Below are 26,129 nucleotides of genomic sequence, written 5' to 3'. Positions count from 1 at the left end.
TATTATTATACACTTTCAAAAAAGAAATTATGCTTAATTTACAAAACATCTCCTATATACATGGGAACAGGGAACTGCTGTTCGATAAAATCACTTTTACAGTTAACAATCACGAAAAAATTGCCTTAATTGGGAATAATGGTGTTGGAAAATCAACGTTATTAAAACTTATTTCAGGGGAATTAAAACCTTCAGAAGGAATATTAAAAACCAATTCCAGGCCTTTTTACATTCCTCAGATTTTCGGGCAGTTTAATCATCTTACTATTGCTCAGGCTTTACAGATTGACGATAAACTGAAAGCCTTTCAGGAAATTTTAAACGGAAATGTATCCGAAGAAAATCTGCATCTTTTAAACGACGACTGGACCATAGAAGAGCGTTGCAATGAAGCTTTGCACTATTGGGAACTGAATGATTTCGATCTAAATCAGAAACTGGAAACGCTTAGTGGCGGACAAAAAACAAAAGTATTTCTGGCCGGAATTTCGATTCATGAACCCGAACTTATTCTGTTGGATGAGCCGAGTAATCATTTAGATATTGCAGCTAGAGAACTGTTATATAATTTTATAAAAAATACTTCGACGACTTTAATCATTGTAAGCCACGATCGAAAATTATTGAATTTACTGAATACTGTTTACGAACTGAGCAAACACGGAATTACCATTTATGGCGGAAATTATGATTTTTATATGCAACAAAAGCAAATTGAAAATAATGCCTTAAATCAGGATATTCAAAGTAAAGAAAAAGCTTTGCGCAAGGCAAAAGAAAAAGAACGCGATACAATGGAGCGTCAAAATAAACTGGATTCCCGCGGAGAAAAAAAACAAAAAAAAGCCGGAGTATCCCGAATCATGATGAACACATTGCGTAACAGTGCCGAAAACAGTACTGCAAAAACAAAAGGGGTTCATGCTGAAAAAATTGGCGGAATCTCGAAGGACTTACAAGATTTACGTTCCGGTTTACCTGAAATTGATAAAATGAAATTTGGTTTTGATAAAACAGAGCTTCATAAAGGTAAAATCCTTTTTACTGCAACCCAAATTAATCACAATTTTGAAGGTAGATTGTTGTGGAAAGAACCGCTCAATCTTCAAATTTTAAGCGGAGAAAGAATTGCTATAAAAGGTCATAACGGTTCCGGAAAAACTACTTTAATCAAAATAATAACCGGAGAAATTGAACCCAAAACCGGAACAATTTACAAAGCCGATGCAAAAATAATCTACATCGATCAGGATTATTCGTTAATCAAAAATCAATTATCGGTTTACGAACAGATACAACAATTTAATGATTCCGGTTTAGAGGAACATACATTAAAAATGAAACTGAACAAGTTCCTGTTTTTTCAAAACGACTGGAATAAACCTTGCGGTGCTTTGAGCGGTGGAGAAAAAATGCGCTTACTACTTTGTTGTTTAACGATCAATAAACAAGCTCCCGATATCATACTTCTTGATGAACCGACAAACAATCTGGACATTCAGAATATTGAAATTCTCACTGCCGCAATCAATGAGTTTCAGGGAACTTTGATTGTAGTTTCGCATGATAATTTGTTTTTGGAGGAAATAAAAGTGGAGAATTTTATTGAATTAAGTTGAGTTTTTTGTCCTTTCGATCCCGAAACTTCGGGATCGAAAGGACAAAACTTCATGTTTACATAGAAAACCCTATAAGTTCAAAATCTAAAATCTAAAATCAGCAATCAAAAATCTAAAATTAAACTATCCCAGCCAGCCTTCGCGATCTAAACTTCTGTACTGAATAGCTTCGGCAATATGTAATGAGATTACATTTGGTGCATTGTCTAAGTCGGCTATTGTTCTGGCTACTTTTAAGATTCTGTCGTAAGCTCTTGCCGAAAGATTTAAACGTTCCATCGCATTTTTAAGTAGTTCCTTAGACTGTTCGTCGAGTGCACAATATTCACGAATCAGCTTACTACTCATTTGCGCATTGTAATGAATATTTTCTACCGTTTCAAAACGTTTGGTTTGAATTTCGCGCGCAGCAGTTACACGCTTACGGATTTCTGCACTGCTTTCGGCTTTTCGATCATCGGCTAATTTTTCAAAAGGCACCGGAGTAACTTCAATATGAATGTCGATTCGGTCTAAAAGTGGTCCGGAAATCTTGCTCATATAGCGCTGCATTTCGTGTGGAGAAGAAGTATTTGGCATACTTGGATCATTAAAAAAGCCACTCGGACTCGGATTCATACTTGCCACCAACATAAAAGAGGATGGATAAGTCACCGTAAATTTTGCTCTGGAAATGGTTACTTCACGATCTTCAAGTGGCTGACGCATTACTTCGAGAACATCACGTTTAAATTCGGGCAATTCGTCCAAAAACAAAACACCATTATGTGCCATCGAAATCTCACCAGGCTGCGGATAACTTCCTCCGCCAACCAGCGCCACATTTGAAATTGTATGATGAGGTGAACGAAACGGACGCTGATTCATTAAGCCTACTTCTTTTAATTTTCCTGCAACGCTATGAATTTTCGTCGTTTCCAACGCTTCCCGCAAAGTCATCGGCGGCAATATACTCGGAACTCGTTTTGCCAGCATTGTTTTTCCTGCACCTGGCGGACCAATCAAAATAATATTATGACCTCCCGCAGCGGCAATTTCCATACAGCGTTTTATACTTTCCTGTCCGCGAACATCTGAAAAATCATGTTCTGGAAAATCAAGTGTTTTATAAAATTCGGCCCTTGTATCAATGACAGTTGGTTCAAGAGTTCCTTTTCCCGCAAAAAAGTCAATTACCTGCTGTAAATTAGTAACTCCATAAACATCTAATCCTGCTACAATTGCAGCTTCTTTTACATTTTGTACGGGAAGAAAAAAGCCTTTATACCCCTCTTCTTTGGCTTTTATGGCAATAGGTAATGCTCCGCGAATAGGTTGTAAACTTCCATCCAAAGAAAGTTCACCCATAATAATATATTGTTCAATTTCCGGAGCTTTTATCTGATCCGAACCAACAAGAATTCCCATTGCTAAAGGTAAATCGTAAGCCGAACCTTCTTTCCGAAGATCGGCTGGCGCCATATTGATGGTGATTCTTTTTCCGGGAAGACTTAATCCGTTATTTTTCAAAGCAGCCGCAATTCTGAAACTACTTTCTTTAATGGCATTATCAGGAAGTCCAACCAAATGATATCCAATTCCTTTATCCATATGTACCTCAATCGTAATTGTGGTCGCTTCTACTCCAAAAACGGCACTTCCGTAAACTTTTATTAACATATAATTCTTTCATTAAATATTTTTAAAGCTAATGAAAATTAATTAAATGTAAATATTTTATTACAAAATAAATTAGGTCAGAACGGTAATTTAATCTGAAGCTTAACTTCTTCCACAATCTTACTCAAATCTAAACTATTCTGATGCGACCACAGCTCACTTTCAATCTGATTGTTTAAAATACAATTTTGGCATTCTATAATTTCATGTGTATATCCTTTTCCGAAAGCTGGTAAACTAAACACAGCTTCTTTTTCTTCATTTTGAAATAAAGAATATCCATCTGCAACAAACCATGGCGCATTTAATTCTATTCGACCATTTGTACCCGAAATAATTGCTTTCATATCAGATTCTGAAACTATAGAAGCGTGCAAAACAACCTGTGCCGATTCATATTGCAAAATCATAGAAGTTTGTAAATCTATATCATTTTTATGTTTGATTGCTTTAGCTATTATCTCTTTAGGGTTTCCAAGTAATAAATAAGACAAGAATAAAGGATAAACGCCAATATCAAATAACGCTCCTCCTCCAAGTTCTTTATCAAAAAGTCTTTTATGTTCTCTTTCACTTCCGTGAAAAGCAAAATCAGCTTTTATATAATTAACATTACCTATTACTCCGTTGTTTATTTTCTCTGTAACATCTTTAACTGACGGAATAAAACGTGTCCAAAAAGCTTCCATAAAGAACTTATTATACTTTTTCGAAGCTTCAATCATTCGTAACGCATCATTATAAGAGAGTGCCATTGGTTTTTCGCACAATACATGCTTTCCATTTTCTAATGCTTTAATAGTTAATTCCGCATGCGAATTATGAGGTGTTGCAATATAGATAATATCAACTTCTTTATCTTTAAAAAGTAAATCATAAGAATCATATGATTTTGCGGCATTAAATTTTTGCGCAAAATCTTCCGCTTTAGAAATATCTCTAGATGCAACCGCAGTTAATTCTGCATTTTCTATCAATACTAAATCTGCTGCAAACTGAGCTGCAATATTTCCGGGACCAGTAATTCCCCATTTTATCTTCTGATTTTTCATGGTTAAGCTTTAATCGTAAAAAATGTTAAAAACATCAAATATAACGCATCAATCAAAACTTTTAACTGCTTTTGATCAATTAAAACCGATTTTAACTCAAAAAATCACATAAAAAATTTAAGAAAAATAAGCTTTTCATAAAACGAGCAAAAAAAATGTTGTCAAATTGTAAATTTTAAGGTTGTTTTAACAACTACATCTAAATTTGACAGGGGGTAAATTTAAAAATTAACAAAAATTAAGCATTGCACTCTATTTTTTATAGGGGTGTTGAATGATTTTATACTTTTAACAAAAATTTAAAACTAAATAACTATGCGAAAAATTATTTTAAGTGTGATCCTCATCACGATTTTATTACTCTCTATTTTTTCTCTTTCATTTGTTACTGAATCAAAAACATTAGGCGCTCATGTTGTCGAATTAAAACTGGACACGGGTGATACAGCATGGATGGTTGTTGCTACAGCATTTGTTTTATTAATGACTCCAGGATTAGGTTTTTTCTATGGAGGAATGGTAGGCAAGAAAAATGTAATTAGTACAATGCTTCAAAGTTTTATGGCAATGGTAATTGTTACCGTGCTTTGGATCGTAATTGGATTTGGACTTTGCTTTGGACCATCTATAGGAGGTTTTATCGGAGATCCGTCATCAAATATATTTTTCAACGGAGTTAGCGCAAACACTGCATGGGAATTGGCACCAACAATCCCTATGATTCTTTTTGCTTTATTTCAGGCAAAATTTGCCATCATTACTCCTGCATTAATTACAGGTGCTTTTGCAGAACGTGTACGTTTCTGGGCTTATTTATTATTCATGGTTTTATTTATTTTATTCATATACGCTCCATTATGTCACATGACCTGGCATCCTGACGGAAAGTTCTTTAAATGGGGAGTTCTTGACTTCGCTGGTGGTACTGTAGTACACATGAGTGCAGGTTGGGCTGCTTTGGCCGGAGCAATTTTCTTAGGAAAACGTAAAGTTCAAAAAGTAAATCCTGCAAGAATTACTTATGTATTATTAGGTACAGGTTTATTATGGTTTGGATGGTTCGGTTTTAATGCAGGTTCGGCAGTTGGAGCAAGCAGTCTTGCTGCTCAGGCTTTAGGAACAACTACAATTGCTGCTGCTTCTGCTGCTATGGCATGGGTTTTCCTTGATAAAATATTAGGACATAAATTATCAGCAATGGGCGCTTGTATTGGAGCTGTTGTAGGTCTAGTTGCCATTACACCGGCTGCAGGTTTCGTAAGTATCCCTCACGCTCTTGCCATTGGTATTATTGCTGCTGTAATTAGTAATCTTGTAGTAAGCAAATTCCCTAAAGGAAAAATTGACGATGCTCTTGACGTTTTCGCTTGTCACGGAGTTGGCGGAATGGTAGGAATGCTATTAACAGGAGTTTTTGCTTCTAAAAGTGTAAATGCTGTAGTTGGCGATAACCAAGGTTTAATTTTTGGTGATGCTACTTTATTCTTAACACAATTAAAAGCATTAGTATTAGTTTCAGTTTTTGCTTTTGTAAGCTCTTATATTTTATTCTTCATTGTAAATAAAATTACTCCTCTAAGAGTTACAGAAGAAAAAGAAGAATTAGGATTAGACATCTCTCAACACGGAGAATATTTATAAAAAAATTAATTTTCAACTTTTTGCCTTTACAAAAAAATCCCTCTAAGCTACAACTTAGAGGGATTTTCATTTGAATTAAAATCAAACCTTATTTATATATTTTAGATTGCAGATTTTAGATTAAAAGAAAATTGCAGCATTTCTTTCTTCTATTCTCTTTCTTCTATTCTCTAAAAAAGAAACTATTTAAAATTCGCAATTCCTTCTTTTAACCATTTAAGATATTCTTCTACACCAACATAACTAATTGTAGGCTTTGAATCATGCAAATTATTACCTTCTAAATCTGTAATAACGTATAAAGGCTGTGTATTGGTTTTGTATTTTGAAATCATAAAATCAGTCCACTTATCTCCTACTGTGATAATTTCATCTCCAGCTTTGGTAACAAATTGTTCTTCTTTTGGCAATTCTCTTTTATCATCTACATATAGAGAAATCAAAACAACTTCATTTTTTAAGATCGGTAAAACTGCCGGATCTGACCAAACATTGTTTTCCATTTTTCTACAATTTACACAAGCATATCCTGTAAAATCAAGCATAATTGGTTTCTTGATTTCTTTTGCATAAGCTAATCCATCTTCATAATCGTGAAAAACCATTATTCCGTGTGGACCTAATTCTGCACCAACCGGAAGTCCTTTTGTATCGGCGCTTACATTTGAATGTCCTGAACCTCCAACTCCAAACGGACTTTCGCTATACTGCGGTGGTGGCGGGAAAGCACTAATTAATTTTAACGGCGCTCCCCAAAGTCCCGGAATTAAATATACTGTAAATACTAAAGTAAGTAATCCTAAATACAATCTTCCTACTGATATATGATTGGTTGGGCTATCGTGCGGCAATGTAATTTTTCCGAATAAATAAAACGCTAAAGCTCCAAAAATTGCAATCCAGATCGCTATGAAAACTTCTCTTTCTAAGAAATGCAATTGTAAAACCAAATCAGCATTTGATAAGAATTTGAACGCTAAAGCTAATTCTAAAAATCCTAAAACCACTTTTACTGTATTCAACCATCCGCCCGATTTTGGCAATGAATTTAACCAACCCGGGAACATAGCAAATAACATAAACGGAAGCGCCAAAGCCAAGGAGAATCCTAACATTCCAACCACAGGAGCAATTCCTCCGTTTGAAGCTGCATCAACCAATAACGTCCCGACAATTGGCCCAGTACAAGAAAAAGATACAATTGCCAAAGCCAAAGCCATAAATAATATTCCAATCAATCCGCCTTTATCTGCTTGTTGATCTGCTTTGTTAGCCCACGAATTTGGCAGCATAATTTCGAATGCACCTAAAAATGAAGTTGCAAAAACAACCAAAATCACAAAGAAAACCAGGTTAAACCAAACATCTGTAGATAAAGCATTTAAGGCATCTGCACCAAATATTTTGGTTACCGCAAGACCTAAAATTACATAAATTGCAATAATAGAAAGTCCATAAATAATCGCATTTCTAATTCCTTTTGCTCTGCTTTTACTTTGTTTCGTAAAGAAACTTACCGTCATTGGAATCATTGGAAACACACAAGGCGTAAACAAAGCAGCAAAACCGCCTAAAAAAGCAAGAAAAAAGATCGACCATAAACTTCTTGCCGGAGCCGGTGCAGGCATATCAGCTTTAGAAACCGGTTCTTCAATATTTGATTTTACAACTTGTGTTTTTGCGCTGTCAGTTGCTTTTTTTGCTGTATCAACAGCAATTCCTGTTACTTTTGTTTCATCCGCTTTTACTTCTGTAATAGCTGGAACAGCTTCCATATTGAAAGTAGATGGAATTGCAATTGAGAATTTTTTATTAGAATTGATACAAACTTCTTTACAAACCTGAAAATCAAATTCAACATCAACCGTTTTTAAATTTGGATTAACAATCTTGATTTCCTGCGTAATATGTGCTTTTCCCTCAAAGAAAGTTTCATTTACACCAAAAACGTCATTAAAAGCCGTTCTGGTTTTTCCTTCTTTAGCTTTACCAACTAATTCGTAATTTCCTTTTTGATTTTTAAATGCAATTTCCAATGCAAGAGGTCCGCCTTCAGGAGTAAATTGCGAATACATGTGCCAGTCTTTTTCGATCGTTCCATCAAAAATTAAAACAGCATTATTTCCGGCTTTTTTTTCAATTTTGGCAGTCCATTTAACTGGTTCTAAAACCTGTGCATTACCTTTTGCAAATGCAAAGAAGAAAAACAGTATAAATAAAATGGATCGACTCCAGGCACTTTTTGGCATTATCGTTTGACGGTATTGATTAAAATTCATTATTGCAGTTCTATTTTAAGTATTCTATTAGTAGTATTATCGATTTTGAAGCGTTCATCTTGTCTAAGTCCTACAACCCAGACGATTTGATTATCTGAACATAAAATCCATGTTTTTTCTTTTTCGATCAGGGATAATTTTTCGTCTTTAAAAAGCTTGCTCACTTTTTTTGATTTTCCCTGCATTCCAAAAGGATGAAAAACATCTCCCTCATTCCATTTACGTAAAATCAAGGGAAAGCGGATTTTTTCAGCATCCACAAATATAGCCTTATTTGATTCTATAGTTATGTGACCTACGTTACAAAGTCTTAAATTTAAGGGAAAATTAACGTCTGTTTCGTTTTCGTTTATTTCAAACTCTTCTATTTGGGATATTTCAGAAAGCGGACTCAAAATCAGAGTTTCTCTGTTTTTCAGTAATCTAAACTCTTCCGATAATACTTGTTTACCCGATTGTCCGTTTACCAAATCGTAAATATCATTCCAGGCAGTAAAACCAAATTCATTCAGCCATTGGTACAAATACGATTTATAATTTGGAAGTTTTCTGAGCTGATTCAAGTCAAAATGAATATCATCTCCTTCTTCTTTCGCCACTTGCTGGTAAATCATTATAGAGGCGTCTTCAACCATTTCCTGTGATTCCTGCAAATAGGATTGTGTTTTTTGAAAAGCATCCAGAAAATTAGGATTGATTTCCTTTAAAATGGGAACCAAATCATGACGAATTTTATTTCGCAGGTATTTATTGGATGCATTACTGCTGTCTTCTCGCCATTCGATAGCATTTTCTTCAGCATATTTCAGAATTTCTTCCCTTGAAAAAGGCAAAAGCGGACGAATAATTTTATCATTTTGCTCTGGAATTCCGGTTAATCCATCTAAACCGGTTCCGCGGGTTAAATTGATAATAAAGGTTTCCAGATTATCATCGGCATGATGTGCCGTTAGAATATAATCGAAATTTTCTTCTTCTAAAAGCTCATAAAACCAACTGTAACGAAGTTCTCTTGCTGCAACTTGTGTAGATAATTTATAATCTTCGGCAAAAGCTTTAGTATCAAATTGAGTGGTAAAAAAAGGGATATTATTTTGGCTACAATAATTTTGAACAAACTCCTGATCGCCAAAACTCTCCAAACCGCGAAGTTGAAAATTGCAGTGCAAAACCGCAATTTCATAAGGCAACTGCTTTAATAAATGTAGCAAAGCCATACTATCTAATCCGCCACTAACGGCAAGAAACAGCTTTTTTTCTGCTAAAAAAGAAAAACGGGAAACGATATGATTTTGAAAGTTTGAAAACATTTGATAAAAGTAAAAAATTAAATGCGATCTATTTTTAAATGAAATGTTAAGCGTGATATTTTTTTTCGCCACGAATTACACTAATTAGCACGAATTTTAATTAAAAAGCATAATAAAATTAGTGTAATTTGTGTAATTCGGGGCAAACCATTTTACCTTAAAACTTCGTGCATTGCTTTGGCTTTCAGCAAACATTCTTCGTATTCTTTTTCCGGTATCGATAATGAAGTAATAGCACTTCCAACAGAAAACGAAACGTATTGTTTTTCCTGGTTGTACAAAATACTTCTGATTACAACATTAAAATCAAAATCACCTTCTGGCGTAAAATAACCAATAGCACCGCTGTATAAACCTCTTTTAGTTTCTTCCAGATTTTCAATGATTTTCATCACCGAAATTTTTGGCGCACCGGTCATACTTCCCATTGGGAATGTTGTTTTTAAAACATCCACAGGAGAATATTGTGGATCTAACTTAGACGTTATGGTCGAAATCATTTGATGAACCTGCAAAAAAGAATAGATTTTGCAGAGCTCTGTAACCTCAACCGAACCTTTTTGAGCAGTATGAGATAAGTCATTACGAACTAAGTCGGTAATCATGATATTTTCAGCACGTTCTTTTGAATCCGATTCTAAAAAGTGCTTTGATTTTTCGTCTTCTACAGGATCTGAAAAACGCTTTGAAGTTCCTTTTATAGGCTGAGAAATAATTGTTTCTCCTTCTTTTTTCAGATAGCGTTCCGGTGAAGCTGATAATAAATATTGCTTATTATTTTTGAAGAAAACAGACAATGGTGCCTGCGAAATGGCATTCAGTTTCTGAAACTTTTCTAATGGATTTATATTGGCATTTTCTGCAAAAAACTCCATACAGAAATTCGCTTCGTACATATCACCTTTATGAATATGTTCGAGAATTTTGTTTACTTTTTCAACATATAATTCCTTCGAAATTCGTTGTTGCACTTCTATCTTTTCCTGACTTTCGACTTCCGTCCCGAGGCTTCGGGATTGACTTTCAACTATCTCATTAAAATCATCTTCGAGTTCATCATCGCACAATCGCAAATATTGAATTTCAAGCTGATCTCCTTTTAACAGAAATATTTTTTTTGGCTGAAAGAAAAATAAATCAGGAAAATTCAGTCCGTCAAAATTAGTTGATTTTAATTCCTCAATATCATTTTTTAAATCATACGAAAGATAGCCCAAAAGCCAATCTTTGGTCATTTGCTGATATTGTTTTAAATCATCAAAAGCGTTTTGAAAATCTGTTTTCAGAGACGTAAAAGCATCAACAGCCAACAAACAATCGAAATTTGAATATTCCTGCGGATAGGAATTACTGTCCAGAAAAACAACTTCTCTAAATTGTTGCGACCAGCTTAATAACTGCTGTTTAAAGTGTGCTGGATTTGAAATCTTTTTATGAATTGAAACTCTCAAAAATGAATGGATTTAAGACTTCAAAATTACGATAAAAAAAATCCTTCGATAGAAAGAATCTCTTAAAATTATTTGGCACACTTTTTAGTATATCGATTTTATACCTATTCCAGAATAATTTAATCAATAGATCATTTTTTTAACAAACAAACTTTTTAATCATTAATCAAATTTTAAAAACTTTATGAAAACAATTGCAAAATTAGGTTTGACAACCTTGACTCTTACTGTAGTATTACTTTCCTGTAAAAAAGCAGATTATGCTTCGGAAGAAGCTGAATTAAAAGCAACAACCGATTCTACAGCAGTTTCTTCATCTGCAGCCGTAGAAAGGAAAGATAGTAAACAAAAGTTCATTCGAACTGCTGATATTAAATTTAAGGTTAAAAACGTCGTCAAGTCTACTTATGCAATTGAAAATGCTACTCAAAAGTTTGGCGGATTTATAACGTACACCAATTTACAAAGTAATATTCACGATCAGATTAAAACTAAAATCAGTCAGGACAGCACTTTAGAAACCACTAAATATTCTGTTGTAAATGATATTACGATCCGCGTTCCAAATACACAATTAGACACTGTGATTAAAACGATTGCCAGACAAATTGATTTTCTGGATTTCAGGGTTATTAAAGCTGAGGATGTTTCTTTAAAAGTTTTAGCCAATCAGCTTTCGCAAAAAAGAAGTTCTGTTACCGAAAAAAGAGTTGCACAAGCAATTGATTCTAAAGGAAAAAAGATAAATGATATTGTGGAAGCCGAAAATACACTGGATAACAAAAAAGAAGAAAATGACAATCGCACAATAGAAAACTTGTCTTTACAAGATCAAATTAACTTTAGCACTATTACACTTCAGCTTTATCAAAATGAAACTATAAAACAAGAAGTAATGGCAAGCGAAAAAGACAGTGCCGCTTATAAACCTAATTTAGGAATTCAGGCTATAGACTCTTTAAAAAGTGGCTGGTATATATTGCAGGCAATTTTAGTTTTCCTGATTAATCTTTGGCCATTTATTTTGATCAGCATTGGCGGATTTTTACTTTACAAAAAATATAGCAAGAAATAAGAAAAGTGTTAATAAAATAGCAATATCATAACAAAAAAATCGTTATATTTGATATGCTATTCAATTAATCCTAAAACAAGGCTGTTTTGATTGTAAAGTTCTCATTAAAAGTGACCAAAAAACCCCTTTTTATGGTACATTAGAGAATTAGATTAGACGATTTCCAAGCGCATATTTTTTTTAACCTTTTTTAAAAAATCCTAAGTATTATGAAAATTGCTACTATTATTGTCCGTGTTTTAATTGGTCTTTTATTCCTTTTTGCCTCCATCAGTTTCTTTTTTCATTTAATGCCTGCTGAGCCGGCCACTAATGATGATTTTAAAGCTTTCAATACAGGTTTAATGGCTTCTACCTACTTAATGCCTTTGGCCAAATCAATTGAGTTGCTTTGCGGAATTGCATTTGTAACAGGACGCTATGTCACATTAGCAAATATTTTGATCTTGCCTATTACGGTAAATATCTTGTTTATTAATTATTTCCTGACGCCAGACGGATTACCACTTGCTGGATTATTATTCCTTGGCAACATCTTCTTAATTTACAGATATTGGGATAATTACAAAAGTGTTTTCACTGCTTAATTTTTTTCAACCTAAAATAAAAACCCGACAGCTTCAAAAACTATCGGGTTTCTTTTTGTTAATTCATCTTATCATGTTTCACCCAGATCAAATCAGACACATTATATCCAATTTCCCGCGCTTTGATAAGAAAATCTGCTTTAATACTTTCCGGGATTGTTTTTTCTCTCGAAAGTATCCACATGTATTTTAAACTTTCGCCTGCAACCAGAGCATATTTATAATCCTGGTCTACCGCGATAACATTGTACCCGGCATAAAAAGGACCAAAAAACGAGACCTTAAGCATACCAACATTGTCCTTTTTGACAAACTTGGCTTTCCCGATGCTTTCCTCCCATTTGTCTTTTTTGACATCATAGCCCTTATTATCGACTTTTATGGTACCGTTATCATTCAGAGAATATTCGGCAGTTACATTATTTAAATCTTTTTCCCATTTGTAATCTAATCTTGCAATTTCAAACCATTTTCCTAAATATTTTGCCTTGTCAAAGTTGGTGACGGCAACTGCTTTTTCAGGAATCGTTGAACCGCAGGAATAAAGTACTGCTGCAATTCCTGCTCCAAGAAGAATTGGAGCTATATACTTATTTTTCATAACGCTATCTTTTTAATAATCACAAAGATAGCATCTGAATTACACATCTAATTTACAAAATTTTTCTGAAACTTTATATTTTTTCAAACATTTAAAACAGGAACAAAGCACAAATAATACCGATTGTATATTCAATATAGTCCAATTGCATTGTACTATTTTCATATTACATCGGCATTATACCAGAAAACATTGGATTAAAAGATAAATCTAAATGGTATAAAAAAACCGTCAGTACTGATGCTTCAGAACTAACGGTTTTTAAATATAATTGACGTATATGTTATACGTGTAATGCTCTGTTTTCGGTAGCTGCCAATGCTGCTTCTTTTACCGCTTCCGCGAAAGTCGGGTGCGCGTGGCTCATTCTTGAAATATCTTCAGCAGAAGCTTTAAATTCCATTGCAGTAACCGCTTCCGCAATTAAATCTGCTGTACGTGCTCCAATCATGTGAACTCCTAAAACCTCATCTGTTTTCTCATCAGCAAGGATTTTAACGAATCCGTCTAAATCAGCACTTGCTCTTGCACGTCCTAAAGCTTTAAATGGGAAACTTCCGGATTTATATTTAACTCCAGCCGCTTTCAATTGCTCTTCCGTTTGTCCAACTGCAGCAACTTCCGGCCAAGTGTAAACTACACCAGGAATTAAGTTATAATCGATATGTGGTTTTTGACCCGCTAAGATTTCAGCAACCATTACTCCTTCTTCTTCCGCTTTGTGCGCTAACATTGCTCCACGAACAACATCACCAATTGCGTAGATATTTGGAACGCTAGTTTGTAAATGATCGTTTACTTCTACTTGTCCTCTGTCTGAAATTTTAACTCCGGCTTTGTCAGCGTTTAATCCGTCTGTGTAAGGACGACGACCAACAGAAACTAATGAATAATCTCCTTCAAGAGTGATTGTTTCTCCTTTTGCGTTTTCAGCCTGAACAGTAACAGCATCACCGTTTCTTTCTACTGATTTTACTTTGTGAGAAACGTAGAATTTCATTCCTTGTTTTTTCAATACTTTAGTTAACTCTTTAGAAAGAGAACTATCCATTCCCGGAATAATTCTGTCCATGAATTCAACTACAGAAACCTGAGCTCCTAAACGAAGGTAAACTTGTCCAAGCTCGATTCCGATAACTCCTCCACCAATAATAACTAAGTGTTTTGGAACTTCTTTTAAAGCCAAAGCTTCAGTAGAAGTAATGATTCTTTCTTTATCAATTTTTATGAATGGTAAAGAAGATGGTTTTGATCCTGTAGCAATTACAGTATATTTTGCTTCGATAGTTTCAGATGTGCCGTCTACTTTTGCAACAGCAATGTGAGTTGCGTCTACGAATGAACCTAAACCATTGAAAACAGTAATTTTGTTTTTATCCATTAAGTAGTTGATTCCACCTACGGTTTGATCTACAACTGCTTGTTTACGAGCAATCATTTTCTCTAAATTGATTTTTACATCACCAGAAACCTCGATTCCGTGATCTGCAAAATGAGCAATTTCAGCATAATGATGAGAAGAAGATAATAATGCTTTTGAAGGAATACAACCTACGTTAAGGCAAGTTCCGCCTAATGAATTATATTTTTCTACAATTGCAGTTTTGAAACCTAATTGTGCGCAACGAATTGCTGATACATATCCGCCAGGACCTGAACCTATAATGACTACGTCAAATGAACTCATAGTTTTGTCTATTTTAATTTAGCGATACAAAATTAAGGAATAAAGTTTTGTTTAAAGTTTAAATTTCAATGTTTTTTGTGTGAAATATTAGCCTCTTTTAAGCGTAAAGGCTGTTAAGATTCTACAAGAGTTCTTGATTTTTATTTTGTTGTGTTGAGAATTTGCTCGCAAAGACGCAAAGTTGCAAAGTTTTTTGATCTTAGTTTTTTTTGCTTCAAAAGCCCAAAGGTTCTTTCTTGTAGTCTCGCAAAGGTGCAAGATTGCCAAGTATTTTGAATTGCCTCTAGCTTTAGCTGGAGATTTCAGATTGAAAGCAAAAAAGGCTTTAGCCAAACTTTGATAGTTTTGGCTGAAGCCTTTTTCCTGAAACTATATTTACATCCAGCTAAAGCTGGACGCAATTCATTTTAAAACTTTAAACCAACTCAACCAATTTAGCCTTCGACTTTTTTAATTAGTCCAAACAATCTTTTAACAGACCAGATAAGTTCATCCTGATCGCAACTGTATTCTTCAATTTCTCCAAAAACTGTATAATCACAAATATTAAAACCTTCTTCGATATCATTGTACCAAATTATCTTAGTACCACAAATAGCAACAACCCAAAAACCACCACCCATTTCACCATATTTCTTTTCTTGCCATTTAATTGGGTTTATTTTAATCAAGTTCCAAAAGTTTTTTTCCTTTTTTGTCAAATCATTTTCATTCTTTCTAATTTCTCCGTAAAGCTCATTTAGTGCTATTGGTTCCCAATTTTCCATAGTTAATTCCACTTCGTTTTTATTAAACCTAAATTTAGTTTTTTCTTTGCGCCTCTGCGCCTTTGCGAGATTAAAAAAACCTTAGCGCCTTAGAACGAAATCACCGTAGAATTCTTCACTTCACTAATCATAAACATACTTTGGGTACTTCCAATATGTTGCAACGAAGTTAGTTTTGTGACTAAAAATTCTCTGTAGGCTTCCATATCTTTTACCAATACTTTCAAAATATAATCGTAATCGCCGCTAACGTGATGACATTCTAAAACTTCATTCAGTTTGATGACTTCGCTTTCGAATTTGGTCAGGAATTCTTTTGTGTGCTGAATTAACTTTAAATGGCAAAACACAACAAAGCCTTTTTCGATTTTGGATTTATCGACCAAAGCAACGTAATTTTTAATAATTCCTTCCCGCTCTAGTTTTTTGATTCGTTCATAAACTGCGGTTACAGACAAATTAAGTTTTAGCGATAATTCTTTATTGGTCTTCTTACTGTCGGTTTGAAGTAAAACGAGAAGTTTTTTATCTGTGGCGTCAAGATTCATTTTGTTTATAGTTTGTGGTTGATGGTTTATTGTTTTCTTGAAATGAAATAAAATCTATAGAATCATCTTATATCTACCAAATTTAGATTAAAATTCTAAGTAATTAAATATTTACAGTTTTAAATTCTATAAAAATAGTTTGTTATTGACAATTTTTCCAATTAAACTTTTCTTTGACTAGAATTTATTTTGAAAACGATTGCCCTAGCCCAGATTGAAGAGTAAAGCCCGGAGTAAAAAAGGCATAAGTTTCTTGTTCTAAAAAAGCGACCAGCGGAAGCTCTTTTTAGAACATTAGAAACTTTGACTTTTTTATGAGGACTTGAAACGGAAAGCTGGAATAGCTCCTAACAAAATTAGTTTCAGGTTTCAAGTTCAACAACCTGAAACCTGAAACAAAACAAACTAAAAACAAAAAACATATGAAAGACTTTAATCCAGCTGATAAAATTCAGGACTTACAATATTTTGGCGAATTTGGTGGTGTAAACCCATCGATTTCGGATTCTTCTACTTATACTTTTCTTTCGGCAAAAACCATGTTTGACACTTTTGAAGGAAACATGGAAGGCTGTTATTTATATTCGCGTCATTCTTCTCCAAGTAATTTGTATTTAGATCAGGCCTTGGCGGCGATGGAAGGAACAGAAACGGCAAATGTTTCGGCTTCGGGAATGGGCGCCATTACACCTACTCTATTGCAATTGTGTGGTGCTGGTGACCATATTGTTTCAAGCAGAACGATTTATGGTGGAACCTATGCTTTTTTAAAGAACTTCACTCCGCGTTTTGGTATTGAAACAAGCTTTGTAGACATTACAAAACTAGATGTTGTAGAAGCTGCAATAACTCCAAAAACTAAGGTTTTGTATTGCGAGACCGTTAGTAATCCGTTATTGGAAGTGGCAGATATTTCCGGATTGGCTAAAATTGCTAAAAAGCACAATTTAAAATTAGTTGTCGATAATACATTTTCGCCTTTATCAGTTTCTCCGGCAAAACTAGGTGCTGATATCGTGATTCATAGTTTAACGAAGTACATTAACGGAAGTAGTGATACTGTTGGAGGTGTGACTTGTGCATCGAAAGATTTCATTAATTCACTAAAGAATGTAAACAGCGGAGCAAGCATGCTTTTGGGACCAACTATGGACAGTTTGCGTTCTGCAAGTGTGATGAAAAACCTGAGAACTCTACATATTCGTATTAAACAACACAGTCATAATGCACATTATCTGGCGGATCAGTTTGAGAAAGATGGTTTAAAAACCGTTTATCCGGGATTGAAAAGTCACCCAAGTCATGAATTATACAAAACGATGATTAATCCGGAATATGGTTTTGGAGGAATGATGACGATTGATGTAGGTTCTTTAGAAAAAGCGAATCAATTAATGGAACTGATGCAGGATCGCAATTTGGGTTATCTGGCTGTAAGTTTAGGATTTTACAAAACATTGTTTAGTGCACCGGGAACTTCAACATCAAGTGAAATTCCGTTAGAAGAACAACACGAAATGGGATTAACGGATGGTTTAATTCGTTTTTCTATAGGTCTGGATAACGATATCCAACGCACTTATGAAATGATGAAGGCCTGCATGGTCGAACTTGGAATTTTATAACTTATTCCATAAAGATGCTTTAAAGATTTTTTTCACGCAGATTGGGCATATTACACGGATTTATTAGAGAAAATCTCTAGAAAGAGTCTGAAAAATCTGCAGGATCTGCGCGAAGAAAAGTTTATAGCTTCTTACAAAAGCAAAACAGTTCTTTATAAATAAATTTGCACGATTTTTTATTAGTTTGTTTGAAATCCGCTGGAGATCTTTTTCTCTAAGCGGATTTTTTTTGTTTCCTAAAAACCTTTAGATATTCATTTACAACAAATTAAAAAGCAGTCTTAAATTATTCGCAAAAAAAATAACAAATTATGCGAATAAAGTTTTTTTACTCTATAATTTAAAAAAAGTTTCAAACACTCAAACGTTGTAGTTACTGACTTTTAGATTATTACATAATTTCAATGTTAATTAAATATACTTTTATCAAAAAAATAACCACTTAACTAACTAAAATGAAATTATGAAGAAAAACCTACTTTTGTTGTATGCCCTGGTAATTCCCTTTGCTTTTTTGCAGGCACAAGTGAATACTTCTTACCTATGGCATTTGCATCAGCCTACTTATTGGGGCGATGTGAGTAAAAAAAATCCCAACCGATACCAAATCGTAAAAGAGTCGCAAGACCTTAAAGTTTCTGGAGCCAATAATGATAAAAACGGACTGGCTCATCCTACAAATAATCTTGAAGAAATTTTCGGGACTGGCGATCGTGTGGCTGCTTATCAGTTTGCGCCAAAAAATGCTATTAACTCTATTCGCGATTTAGCAAAAGCCGGAGCGCAAATTACCTACGGAGGATCTTTGATGGAAAATGTGAATGAACTTGCACAAGCTAATCAATGGGGATATTCTAATTCGTGGACTCAAAACATTAAAGATGCAAAGTCATGGAAAACTTCCGGCGGATTCTCCCGCATGGAAGTCGTTTCTTTTACCATGCATCATGCTCTTTCGCCATTATTGAGCGACGAGGCATTGAAGAAAGAAATTAAAGCGCATCAATATTACAGTGCTCAGTTATTTGGATCGCATGATTCTAAAGGATACTGGCCAGCAGAATGTGCCTTTTCTGAGCGAATTATAAAAACCCTCACAGAATGCGGAATCGAATGGTCTGTAATTGCCAACAGCCATTTATCGAGAACGCTGGCTGATTATCCTGTAAAATATGGCTCGGGCGGAACGATGTGCGATGTTCCTAACAAAGCAGATCAGGTAGAAACTGTAGGCGGTACTTGGTTTTCTGCACAAAAAGATGCGCGTGGCGGACAGTTTGCTGTTCCCTACTCTTATCTTCCTTACAAAGCAAAATATGTGGATCCGGAAACGGCTCAGGAATACAAAATTACTGTTGTTCCAATGGCTGATTACGAAAGTTATGAAGATGGATATGCTACTATTGGCACTTCGCTAATTGCACCAATTGTTGCAAAAGCTTCTACTTCGCCAAGACCTCCTTTGGTTTTGTTTGCTCATGATGGCGATAATGCCTGGGGCGGCGGCTCATCATATTACAACGAATCGGTTACGGGATTTTCTCATGCCTCGGCGGCAAATGGAAATATTCCAACTACAATTCCACAGTATCTGAGTGACAATCCTGTTCCTGAATCGGCAGTGGTACACGTTGAAGATGGTGCATGGGTAAATGCAGATGGTGATTTTGGTCATCCGCAATTTACGAATTGGTTATGGCCATTTTTTGATCCGGTTTCTAAAAAATTTAATCCAAATGGCTGGACAGAAGACATGATGAATCAGGCGATTACTACTGCCGGAGAAAATCACGCTATCATGGCTGAACAACTGGAAGGGAGCAATTTGAGAATGAGCGAAATTGTAAATCCAACATCGGTAGTAAGTCCGGCTGAAAAAGCATGGCATTTTTTGATGGCAGGTTATGATAGCGGAAATGCGTATTATGGTCTGGCGGAAGATCTTGAAATCAAAACTACACTAGCCGTTAACAGATGTGTGCAATATGCAAAACCAACTCTGGATGCACATCCGGGTGTCGATGCTACAAAACCTTCTGTTTTTATTCCGCAACGATGGCCTTATAATCCGGGAGAAAAAGGATACGGAGCGCCTTATGCGTACAAAGATTTCCTGAATTCGGCAGATTTCACAGTCTATACTTTTGCGTATGATGTAAGCGGAATTGAAAAAGCAGAATTAAAATACAGAGTTGATGTTGATGGAAAAAACACACTAAGCTCTAACCAAAATGAAACTTATGCGGGCGGCAGCGAAGTAGGAAACTGGATTTCTTTGTCAATGGCAGAAAGAGTTTTCCCTAAAGGAAATGTGACTAATAGTACGCAGGCTGATTTATACATGCTTCCGGATGTTATCGCTAATCAATATTCGGCAGAAATTGCAGGAATATCAGAAAAGCTGTTGGACTATTATGTTGAAGTAACGGATAAAAAAGGAAACGTAACCAAATCGAAAATTCAGCATGTTTGGGTGGGGAAAAACCTGGATGTTGCGCCAAAAATCGCTTTTACGCCAGATGCCGGAAATTCAACCACAGCTATCGATATAACGATTACCGCTACTGACAGTACGGATCCAAAACCAAAATTGTATTATACTACTGATGGTTCTACTCCGACTCTTACTTCAGCTGTTGCCGAGTCTACAAAAACAATCAACGTTACGCAAACAACTACGATAAAAGCATTTGCAGTTGACAAAGATGGAAATCAATCTGATATAGTGACTAAAACCTATACGATTGGAGCGATTCCTGAATTTACAGTATATTTTAAAAAACCTGCCAATTGGAATTCCGCTGTAAAAGTATATTACTGGCTTCCAACAGGAACGGCTCCTGCACTGACGTATCCTGGAGTGGCTATGACTCAGGATTGTGGAGACTGGTATAAATATACTTTCCCGTCTACTGTAACGGCTTCTAATTTACTATTTAACGATGGTACTTTAAAAACGGGTGATTTGAATACTACAGGCGGAATCAAGTATTATGATTCAGGCTGGTTAAGCGCTGAACCTGCAAACAGATGTGCTTCTGTAGCTCCTGATTTTACTTTTTCGCAAGCAGGAGGAACTTTCACAACGGGAACAACTGTAAATCTTACTTTAACTGCAAACGAAAGTACTTCAACTATTTATTATACTTTAGACGGAACAGTTCCAACAACTGCTTCTACTTCTGCCGTTGGTTCAAAAACGATCGCAATAACAAGTACAACTACACTTAAAGCTTTTGTAAAAAATGCTGCAGGAACTGTTTCTGCTGTAAAAACAGAAACCTATACTTTTAGTACACCAAGCACTTTTACGGTATATTTTAAAAAACCAACTAACTGGAGTTCTGCTGTAAAAATTTATTATTGGTCACCAACAGGAACTGCCCCTGCTGTAACTTATCCGGGAGTTGCAATGACTCAGGATTGCGGAGATTGGTATAAATATACTTTCCCATCGACAGTAAGTGCTTCGAATTTGTTGTTTAATGATGGTAATCTAAAAACAGGGGATTTAAGCACTACTGCGGGAATTAAATATTATGATTCGGGTTGGTTAAGCGCCGAGCCTGCAAACAGATGTCCTGTTATCGCGCCTGATTTTACAAATTCTAAAGTTGGTGGTACTTTTACAACGGGAACAACCGTGAATGTTGTTTTAACAGCAAATGCTACAACTTCAACAATTTATTACACTTTAGACGGTACTACCCCTACTATAAGTTCAGCGTCAGCTATTGGTACAAAATCATTTGCTTTTACCGCCAACACAACTCTAAAAGCCTTTGTAGTGAATACAGCCGGAGTTTCATCGGCAGTAAAAACAGAAGTGTATACTTTTGCTGCAGTTCCAACACTTACGGTTTATTTTAAACCACCAACAAGCTGGACTGGTGTTCCAAAAGTACATTACTGGAATGCTGTTCCTTCAGGAAGTGTGGCAAATACAACCTGGCCTGGTGTTGCAATGACGGCTGATACAAATGGTTTTTATAAATACACGATTACGGGACCAACTTCTGTAAATGTAATTTTTAATAATGGTTCAAGCGGTTCTGCGAATCAAACTGCCGATTTACTGAATAAAACAGATGGTTACTCTTATACCTGGGGCTCAACTACTGCTAAAATGACTGTAAATACTGAGACTGAAGAAACCCAAACGTATGCTGTTCGTTTGTTTCCAAATCCTGTAGAGCAAACGTTGCAAATAAATTCTACTATTGCAATAAGTGAGTACAGTATTGTTTCGGCACAAGGAAGTATTGTTCAGGAAGGAAAATCGAATACAAGTACTATTGATGTAAGCCGTTTAAGCAACGGACTTTACTTTATCACTATCCGATTGGAAAATGGTGTAGAAACGATGCAAAAGATTATCAAAAAATAAAGTTTTAAATCTTTATTTAAGCTAAAAAGAGCCGTTCTGAATATTTCAGAATGGTTCTTTTTTTTGTTTGCAGCTATATTATTTCTCCCGCAGATTTTGCAGATAAAGCAGATTTTTATTGTGCTAAAAAGATTCACACAGATTTTTTAAAATAAATCTGCTCAATCTGCGGGAGATTTTTCACCAACACTCTTATATCGGGAGTACAAAAAAGCCGTTCTGAAACTCCAGAATGGTTCTTTTTTTTGTTTGCAGCTATATTATTTTTCACGCAGATTTGGCAGATTTAGCAGATTTTTATTGCGTCAAAAAGATTCACACAGATTTTTAAAATAAATCTGCAAAATCTGCGGGAGATTTTTCAACAACACTCTTATATCGGGACTACAAAAAAAGCCGTTCTGAAACTCCAGAACGGCTTTTATATATAACTTTTTTACTTCTTACTAATGACACTAAGAACTAAGAACTCTTAACCTTCAAGCGTATTCAGTTTACTATTTTTTCTGCTATACGTGAAGTAAATCAATAATCCGATTAATAACCAAATAGTGAAATAAATCCAGTTCCAGACACTTAATTCAGCCATCATGTAAAGACAGCAGATTAATCCTAAAAGCGGAATTAATGAAAGGTTTTTTCTGAAAGCCCAAACCGTTAATCCGGCTAAAACCAATAAGAAAATCCACATTGGAATTTTGTGTTTAAATAAACTAAATCCTGATTCGTATTTTGCAGAATCACTAATTGGTAATCCTTTTACAACTTCAGCATATTTTACCTCATCATCCTGATATTGGCTTAATAAATGTTCTAAATCTGAAGTCTGAGAAGTTTTATTATTTACGTCGATGCTTTTTAAATAATTGAAAACTTTTTCAGAATCTTCTTTATTCAATGATGTTACAATTGTTGTAGCATCAAAAGTTTGTGCTTCATTATTAATAAAAGCCATTGTAGCTTTATTGTTGAATGAAAAAGCATAATACAATCCAACAATAAGTAAAGCCGGAAGAATATATTTTGAGTTTACATAAGGTGTTTTGAATTTTCCTCTTGGAATATCCGGTTTGTTTTGTAAAACCAAAACTCCTGCACAAACCAATACAAAGGCAAACAAAGTTCCGATACTACATAAATCCGTAACCATTGTCAGGTTTAAAAATAAAGCGGGAACCGCCACCACAAAACCAGTTACAATAGTTGCAAAAGATGGTGTTTTGAATTTTGGGTGCACCGTAGAAAATTTCTTTGGTAATAAACCGTCACGGCTCATACTCATCCAGATACGAGGCTGTCCCATCTGGAAAACCAACAAAACACTCGCCATTGCAATTACCGCACTTACGGCAATAATTCCCGACATCCATTTTAAATGTAATTTATCAAAAACAAAAGCAAGAGGATCTCCCACATTTAGTTCATTATACTTCACCATTCCGGTTAAAACCAGAGCAATGGCAATATATAAAATCGTACAGATAATAATTGCCCACATCATTCCGCGTGGTAAATCACGTTGCGGATTTTTACATTCTTCTGCTGTAGTCGAAATAGCATCAAAACCAATATAAGCAAAGAAAACTGCCGAAACTCCTTTTAAAACTCCGCTAACTCCATTTGGTGCAAACGGATCCCAGTTTGTTGTATCTACATAAAATACACCAACTGCTATAACCAAAAGTACAATACAAAGTTTTACAACCACCATTGCATTACTGGCATTACGGGATTCTTTCATTCCTCTGTAAACCAAAGCTGTAATTAAAATAATGATAAACAAGGCTGGCAAATCGGCTACAAAATGAAAAGAACCAATTGTTGGCGCTGTAGTCCAAGCCGTATAAGAAGCCTGTAATGGCGCACTTAAATTTTCGAATGCTTTTCCGCCATGCATTAAAGCAGTAGCATCATTAAATCCGTTTGAAGCAGTTAGGTAATCCATCTGAATCCATTGCGGTAAATGGATTCCGCCACTCTGGAGCAGCGTGGTAAAATAATCACTCCAGGATATTGCGACCGTTATGTTTCCAACGGCATATTCCATAATTAATGCCCAACCAATAATCCAGGCAATTAATTCTCCAAAAGCAACATAAGAATACGTATAAGCACTTCCTGAAACCGGAACCATTGAGGCAAATTCTGCGTAAGCAAAAGCAGCAAAACTACATGCCAATGCAGTAAATAAAAACAAGAAAATTACCGCCGGACCACCATCTGCACTAGCTTTTCCGATAGTACTAAAAATACCGGCTCCAACGATTGCTGCAATTCCAAAAGCAGTTAAATCTCTGGTTGTTAAATGCTTTCCTAATGCATTATGACCGTCTGCTTCGTTTTTTGCAACCTGTTTCAGAATATCCTGTACCGTTTTCTTTCGGAATAAACTTGAAAATGCCATATGATGTTTTGCTATTATAAATTAATATATTTCAGTTGTGATGGTTTTATTTTGCAAATAATGCAAAAATTATCCTGATTTCAAATATATAAAACGATTTTGTTTTTCTCTTGTTTTTTTTCGCCACGAATTCACGAATTATTTTCTTTTTTAATCTTTGTCTTTAATTATTTTCACGCAGATACTGCAGATACTGCAGATTTTAATAATTTTAAAATTAATCTGCTCACCCGAGCGATAGTGAACTGGCGAAGCAATCTGCCAAATCTGCGGGAGCATATTTTTTTAAATCTTTTTAATCCTTATAATCTGTGGCTATATTTTTTTCTCTCGCAGATTTGGCAGATAATGCAGATTTTTTTTACTTCGAAAAGATTTGTGCAGATCTTTAAAATTGAATCTGTTCAAACCATCAAAATCTCCGTGAAACTGAAATGCGCTACACTTTCTTTCATTATTTATTCAGAAATGAAAGTCATTTTTTTTGCCATCTTTTTTTGCCATCCGTAAGGTAAAATCGAATGGTTATTTTCGACCATCATTGACATTTGTTCTATAATTTTTTCTTGTATTTTCTTTGGCAAAGTATAAAATTCAGCGTCTACACTAAAATTTCTTTCATCGTCCAGAACTCCGTTCTGAATTCGAATTCCGATTTTTTTCCCCTTATAGTACAATAGAATTTTAATTCTTCCATCGTCATATAAATTAGGTCCGCTAGTACCATAAATTAAAATCGGATCAATGATTCCATCAGAATCAAAGTCTTCTACATAAATATATTTAGACCAAAACCATATACTGTCTTCATGTTTATCCTTAAAATCGTTTGTTTCGAAAGTTTTGATCCAACGGTCGTTTTCAATTTTAAAATTGAATGCCTTGACAGCATTGTTAAAGTTATTACCATTAACTGTTTCCTTATATTTATCTTCTGTCAAAACTAAATAATAGCTGCCTGTTTTGTCTTTATAATCATAAACCTTCCAAATAACGAAATTAATTCCAAGCTGTCTTCTTATATCTTTTGTAAAAATTTGATTAACTTTTTCCTCAGATAATGTTTTATACTTGCTATTCTTTTCGTTTATAAGATATTCTGATAACTCACTAATTCTCTGACCAATAATAGCAATATTTTTAATCTCTATATCAGAAAATACAATGTTGTTATTATTATTTATAGGTTTATACCAATTGTACTTTTTAAAAACTTCTGCATATTCTGGACTAGAAAACACATATCCTTTTCTGGCATAAATCTCATTCTTTAATAATTTTAAAGAAAAAATATCTTCATTTTTCAGTTTACTTTCATCAATAATTTCAGAAGAACATTTGGAACAATCTAGTTTACTTTGTGCACTAACTGAAAAAGCAACTAAGAGCATTACATAGAAATAAAACTTCATTTTTTTAGTTTGATTAAAAGATTAC

General features: G+C 34.8%; 17 protein-coding genes. 6 read left to right on the top strand and 11 right to left on the bottom strand.

The genetic code is table 11. From position 1 onward, the window contains the following. Positions 1-29 precede the first annotated feature (29 nt). Positions 30-1,619: a ribosomal protection-like ABC-F family protein gene (gene abc-f / locus KHA98_RS17865; RefSeq protein WP_213259255.1), complete on the top strand. Its 1,590-nt coding sequence runs from the start codon at positions 30-32 to the stop codon at positions 1,617-1,619. A gap of 123 nt (positions 1,620-1,742) precedes the next feature. Here the strand turns inward: abc-f and KHA98_RS17860 are convergent, their stop codons facing one another. Further along, positions 1,743-3,278: a YifB family Mg chelatase-like AAA ATPase gene (locus KHA98_RS17860; RefSeq protein ID WP_213259254.1), complete on the bottom strand. Its 1,536-nt coding sequence runs from the start codon at positions 3,276-3,278 to the stop codon at positions 1,743-1,745. A gap of 77 nt (positions 3,279-3,355) precedes the next feature. Next, complete coding sequence (locus KHA98_RS17855) at positions 3,356-4,330, bottom strand: Gfo/Idh/MocA family protein (RefSeq protein WP_213259253.1); 975 nt, start codon at positions 4,328-4,330, stop codon at positions 3,356-3,358. A 315-nt stretch (positions 4,331-4,645) separates the two neighbouring features. On the opposite strand from KHA98_RS17855, the gene KHA98_RS17850 reads away from it, so the two are divergent. After that, positions 4,646-5,971 (top strand): ammonium transporter, encoded by a 1,326-nt coding sequence (locus tag KHA98_RS17850; protein ID WP_213259252.1) that lies wholly within the window; start codon positions 4,646-4,648, stop codon positions 5,969-5,971. 182 nt (positions 5,972-6,153) lie between these two features. Here KHA98_RS17850 and KHA98_RS17845 read toward each other — a convergent pair whose 3' ends face one another. The 3 genes from KHA98_RS17845 to KHA98_RS17835 all read right to left on the bottom strand — a co-directional run bounded on the left by KHA98_RS17845 (position 6,154) and on the right by KHA98_RS17835 (position 11,011). Continuing rightward, complete coding sequence (locus KHA98_RS17845) at positions 6,154-8,250, bottom strand: protein-disulfide reductase DsbD family protein (RefSeq protein ID WP_213259251.1); 2,097 nt, start codon at positions 8,248-8,250, stop codon at positions 6,154-6,156. Next, complete coding sequence (gene tilS, locus KHA98_RS17840; protein ID WP_213259250.1) at positions 8,250-9,560, bottom strand: tRNA lysidine(34) synthetase TilS; 1,311 nt, start codon at positions 9,558-9,560, stop codon at positions 8,250-8,252. Before tilS ends, KHA98_RS17845 begins: the two co-directional genes overlap by 1 nt. 152 nt (positions 9,561-9,712) lie before the next feature. Beyond that, entirely contained in the window at positions 9,713-11,011 is a 1,299-nt protein-coding gene (locus KHA98_RS17835; protein ID WP_213259249.1) for an anthranilate synthase component I family protein, read from the bottom strand. A 184-nt stretch (positions 11,012-11,195) separates the two neighbouring features. Here KHA98_RS17835 and KHA98_RS17830 point away from each other — a divergent pair, with 184 nt between their 5' ends. After that, positions 11,196-12,086 (top strand): DUF4349 domain-containing protein, encoded by an 891-nt coding sequence (locus tag KHA98_RS17830; RefSeq protein WP_213259248.1) that lies wholly within the window; start codon positions 11,196-11,198, stop codon positions 12,084-12,086. A 209-nt stretch (positions 12,087-12,295) separates the two neighbouring features. After that, positions 12,296-12,673, top strand: a complete 378-nt coding sequence (locus KHA98_RS17825; protein WP_213259247.1) for a DoxX family membrane protein — start codon at positions 12,296-12,298, stop codon at positions 12,671-12,673. 58 nt (positions 12,674-12,731) lie between these two features. On the opposite strand, the gene KHA98_RS17820 is transcribed toward KHA98_RS17825, so the two are convergent. The 4 genes from KHA98_RS17820 to KHA98_RS17805 form a co-directional block, all read right to left on the bottom strand. Then, a complete protein-coding gene (locus KHA98_RS17820) occupies positions 12,732-13,274 on the bottom strand; it encodes a lipocalin family protein (protein WP_213259246.1) in 543 nt (180 codons plus the stop codon). A 283-nt stretch (positions 13,275-13,557) separates the two neighbouring features. Beyond that, positions 13,558-14,961: a dihydrolipoyl dehydrogenase gene (gene lpdA / locus KHA98_RS17815; protein WP_213259245.1), complete on the bottom strand. Its 1,404-nt coding sequence runs from the start codon at positions 14,959-14,961 to the stop codon at positions 13,558-13,560. 434 nt (positions 14,962-15,395) lie between these two features. Next, the gene (locus KHA98_RS17810; protein WP_213259244.1) at positions 15,396-15,728 is read right to left on the bottom strand and encodes a hypothetical protein; all 333 of its coding nucleotides are present in this window, start codon (positions 15,726-15,728) and stop codon (positions 15,396-15,398) included. Between the two features lie 89 nt (positions 15,729-15,817). Then, positions 15,818-16,276: an Lrp/AsnC family transcriptional regulator gene (locus KHA98_RS17805; protein WP_213259243.1), complete on the bottom strand. Its 459-nt coding sequence runs from the start codon at positions 16,274-16,276 to the stop codon at positions 15,818-15,820. A gap of 422 nt (positions 16,277-16,698) precedes the next feature. Between KHA98_RS17805 and KHA98_RS17800 the strand changes: the two genes are divergently transcribed. Both KHA98_RS17800 and KHA98_RS17795 read left to right on the top strand, forming a co-directional pair. Then, a complete protein-coding gene (locus tag KHA98_RS17800) occupies positions 16,699-17,901 on the top strand; it encodes an aminotransferase class I/II-fold pyridoxal phosphate-dependent enzyme (RefSeq protein ID WP_213259242.1) in 1,203 nt (400 codons plus the stop codon). A gap of 463 nt (positions 17,902-18,364) precedes the next feature. Beyond that, positions 18,365-22,288, top strand: coding sequence for a starch-binding protein (locus KHA98_RS17795; protein ID WP_213259241.1), 3,924 nt, complete (start codon positions 18,365-18,367; stop codon positions 22,286-22,288). Positions 22,289-22,760: 472 nt separating this feature from the next. Here KHA98_RS17795 and KHA98_RS17790 read toward each other — a convergent pair whose 3' ends face one another. Beyond that, the gene (locus tag KHA98_RS17790) at positions 22,761-24,692 is read right to left on the bottom strand and encodes an amino acid permease (protein WP_213259240.1); all 1,932 of its coding nucleotides are present in this window, start codon (positions 24,690-24,692) and stop codon (positions 22,761-22,763) included. A gap of 458 nt (positions 24,693-25,150) precedes the next feature. After that, on the bottom strand, positions 25,151-26,104 hold the full coding sequence (locus tag KHA98_RS17785; RefSeq protein ID WP_213259239.1) for a YARHG domain-containing protein: 954 nt from the start codon (positions 26,102-26,104) through the stop codon (positions 25,151-25,153). Between the last annotated feature and the right edge of the window lie 25 nt (positions 26,105-26,129).

This window comes from Flavobacterium branchiicola, assembly GCF_018383905.1.
GTDB lineage: Bacteria > Bacteroidota > Bacteroidia > Flavobacteriales > Flavobacteriaceae > Flavobacterium > Flavobacterium branchiicola.
The sequence above is the reverse complement of the archived record's forward strand: the minus strand, read 5'-3'. Positions and strand labels throughout refer to the sequence as shown.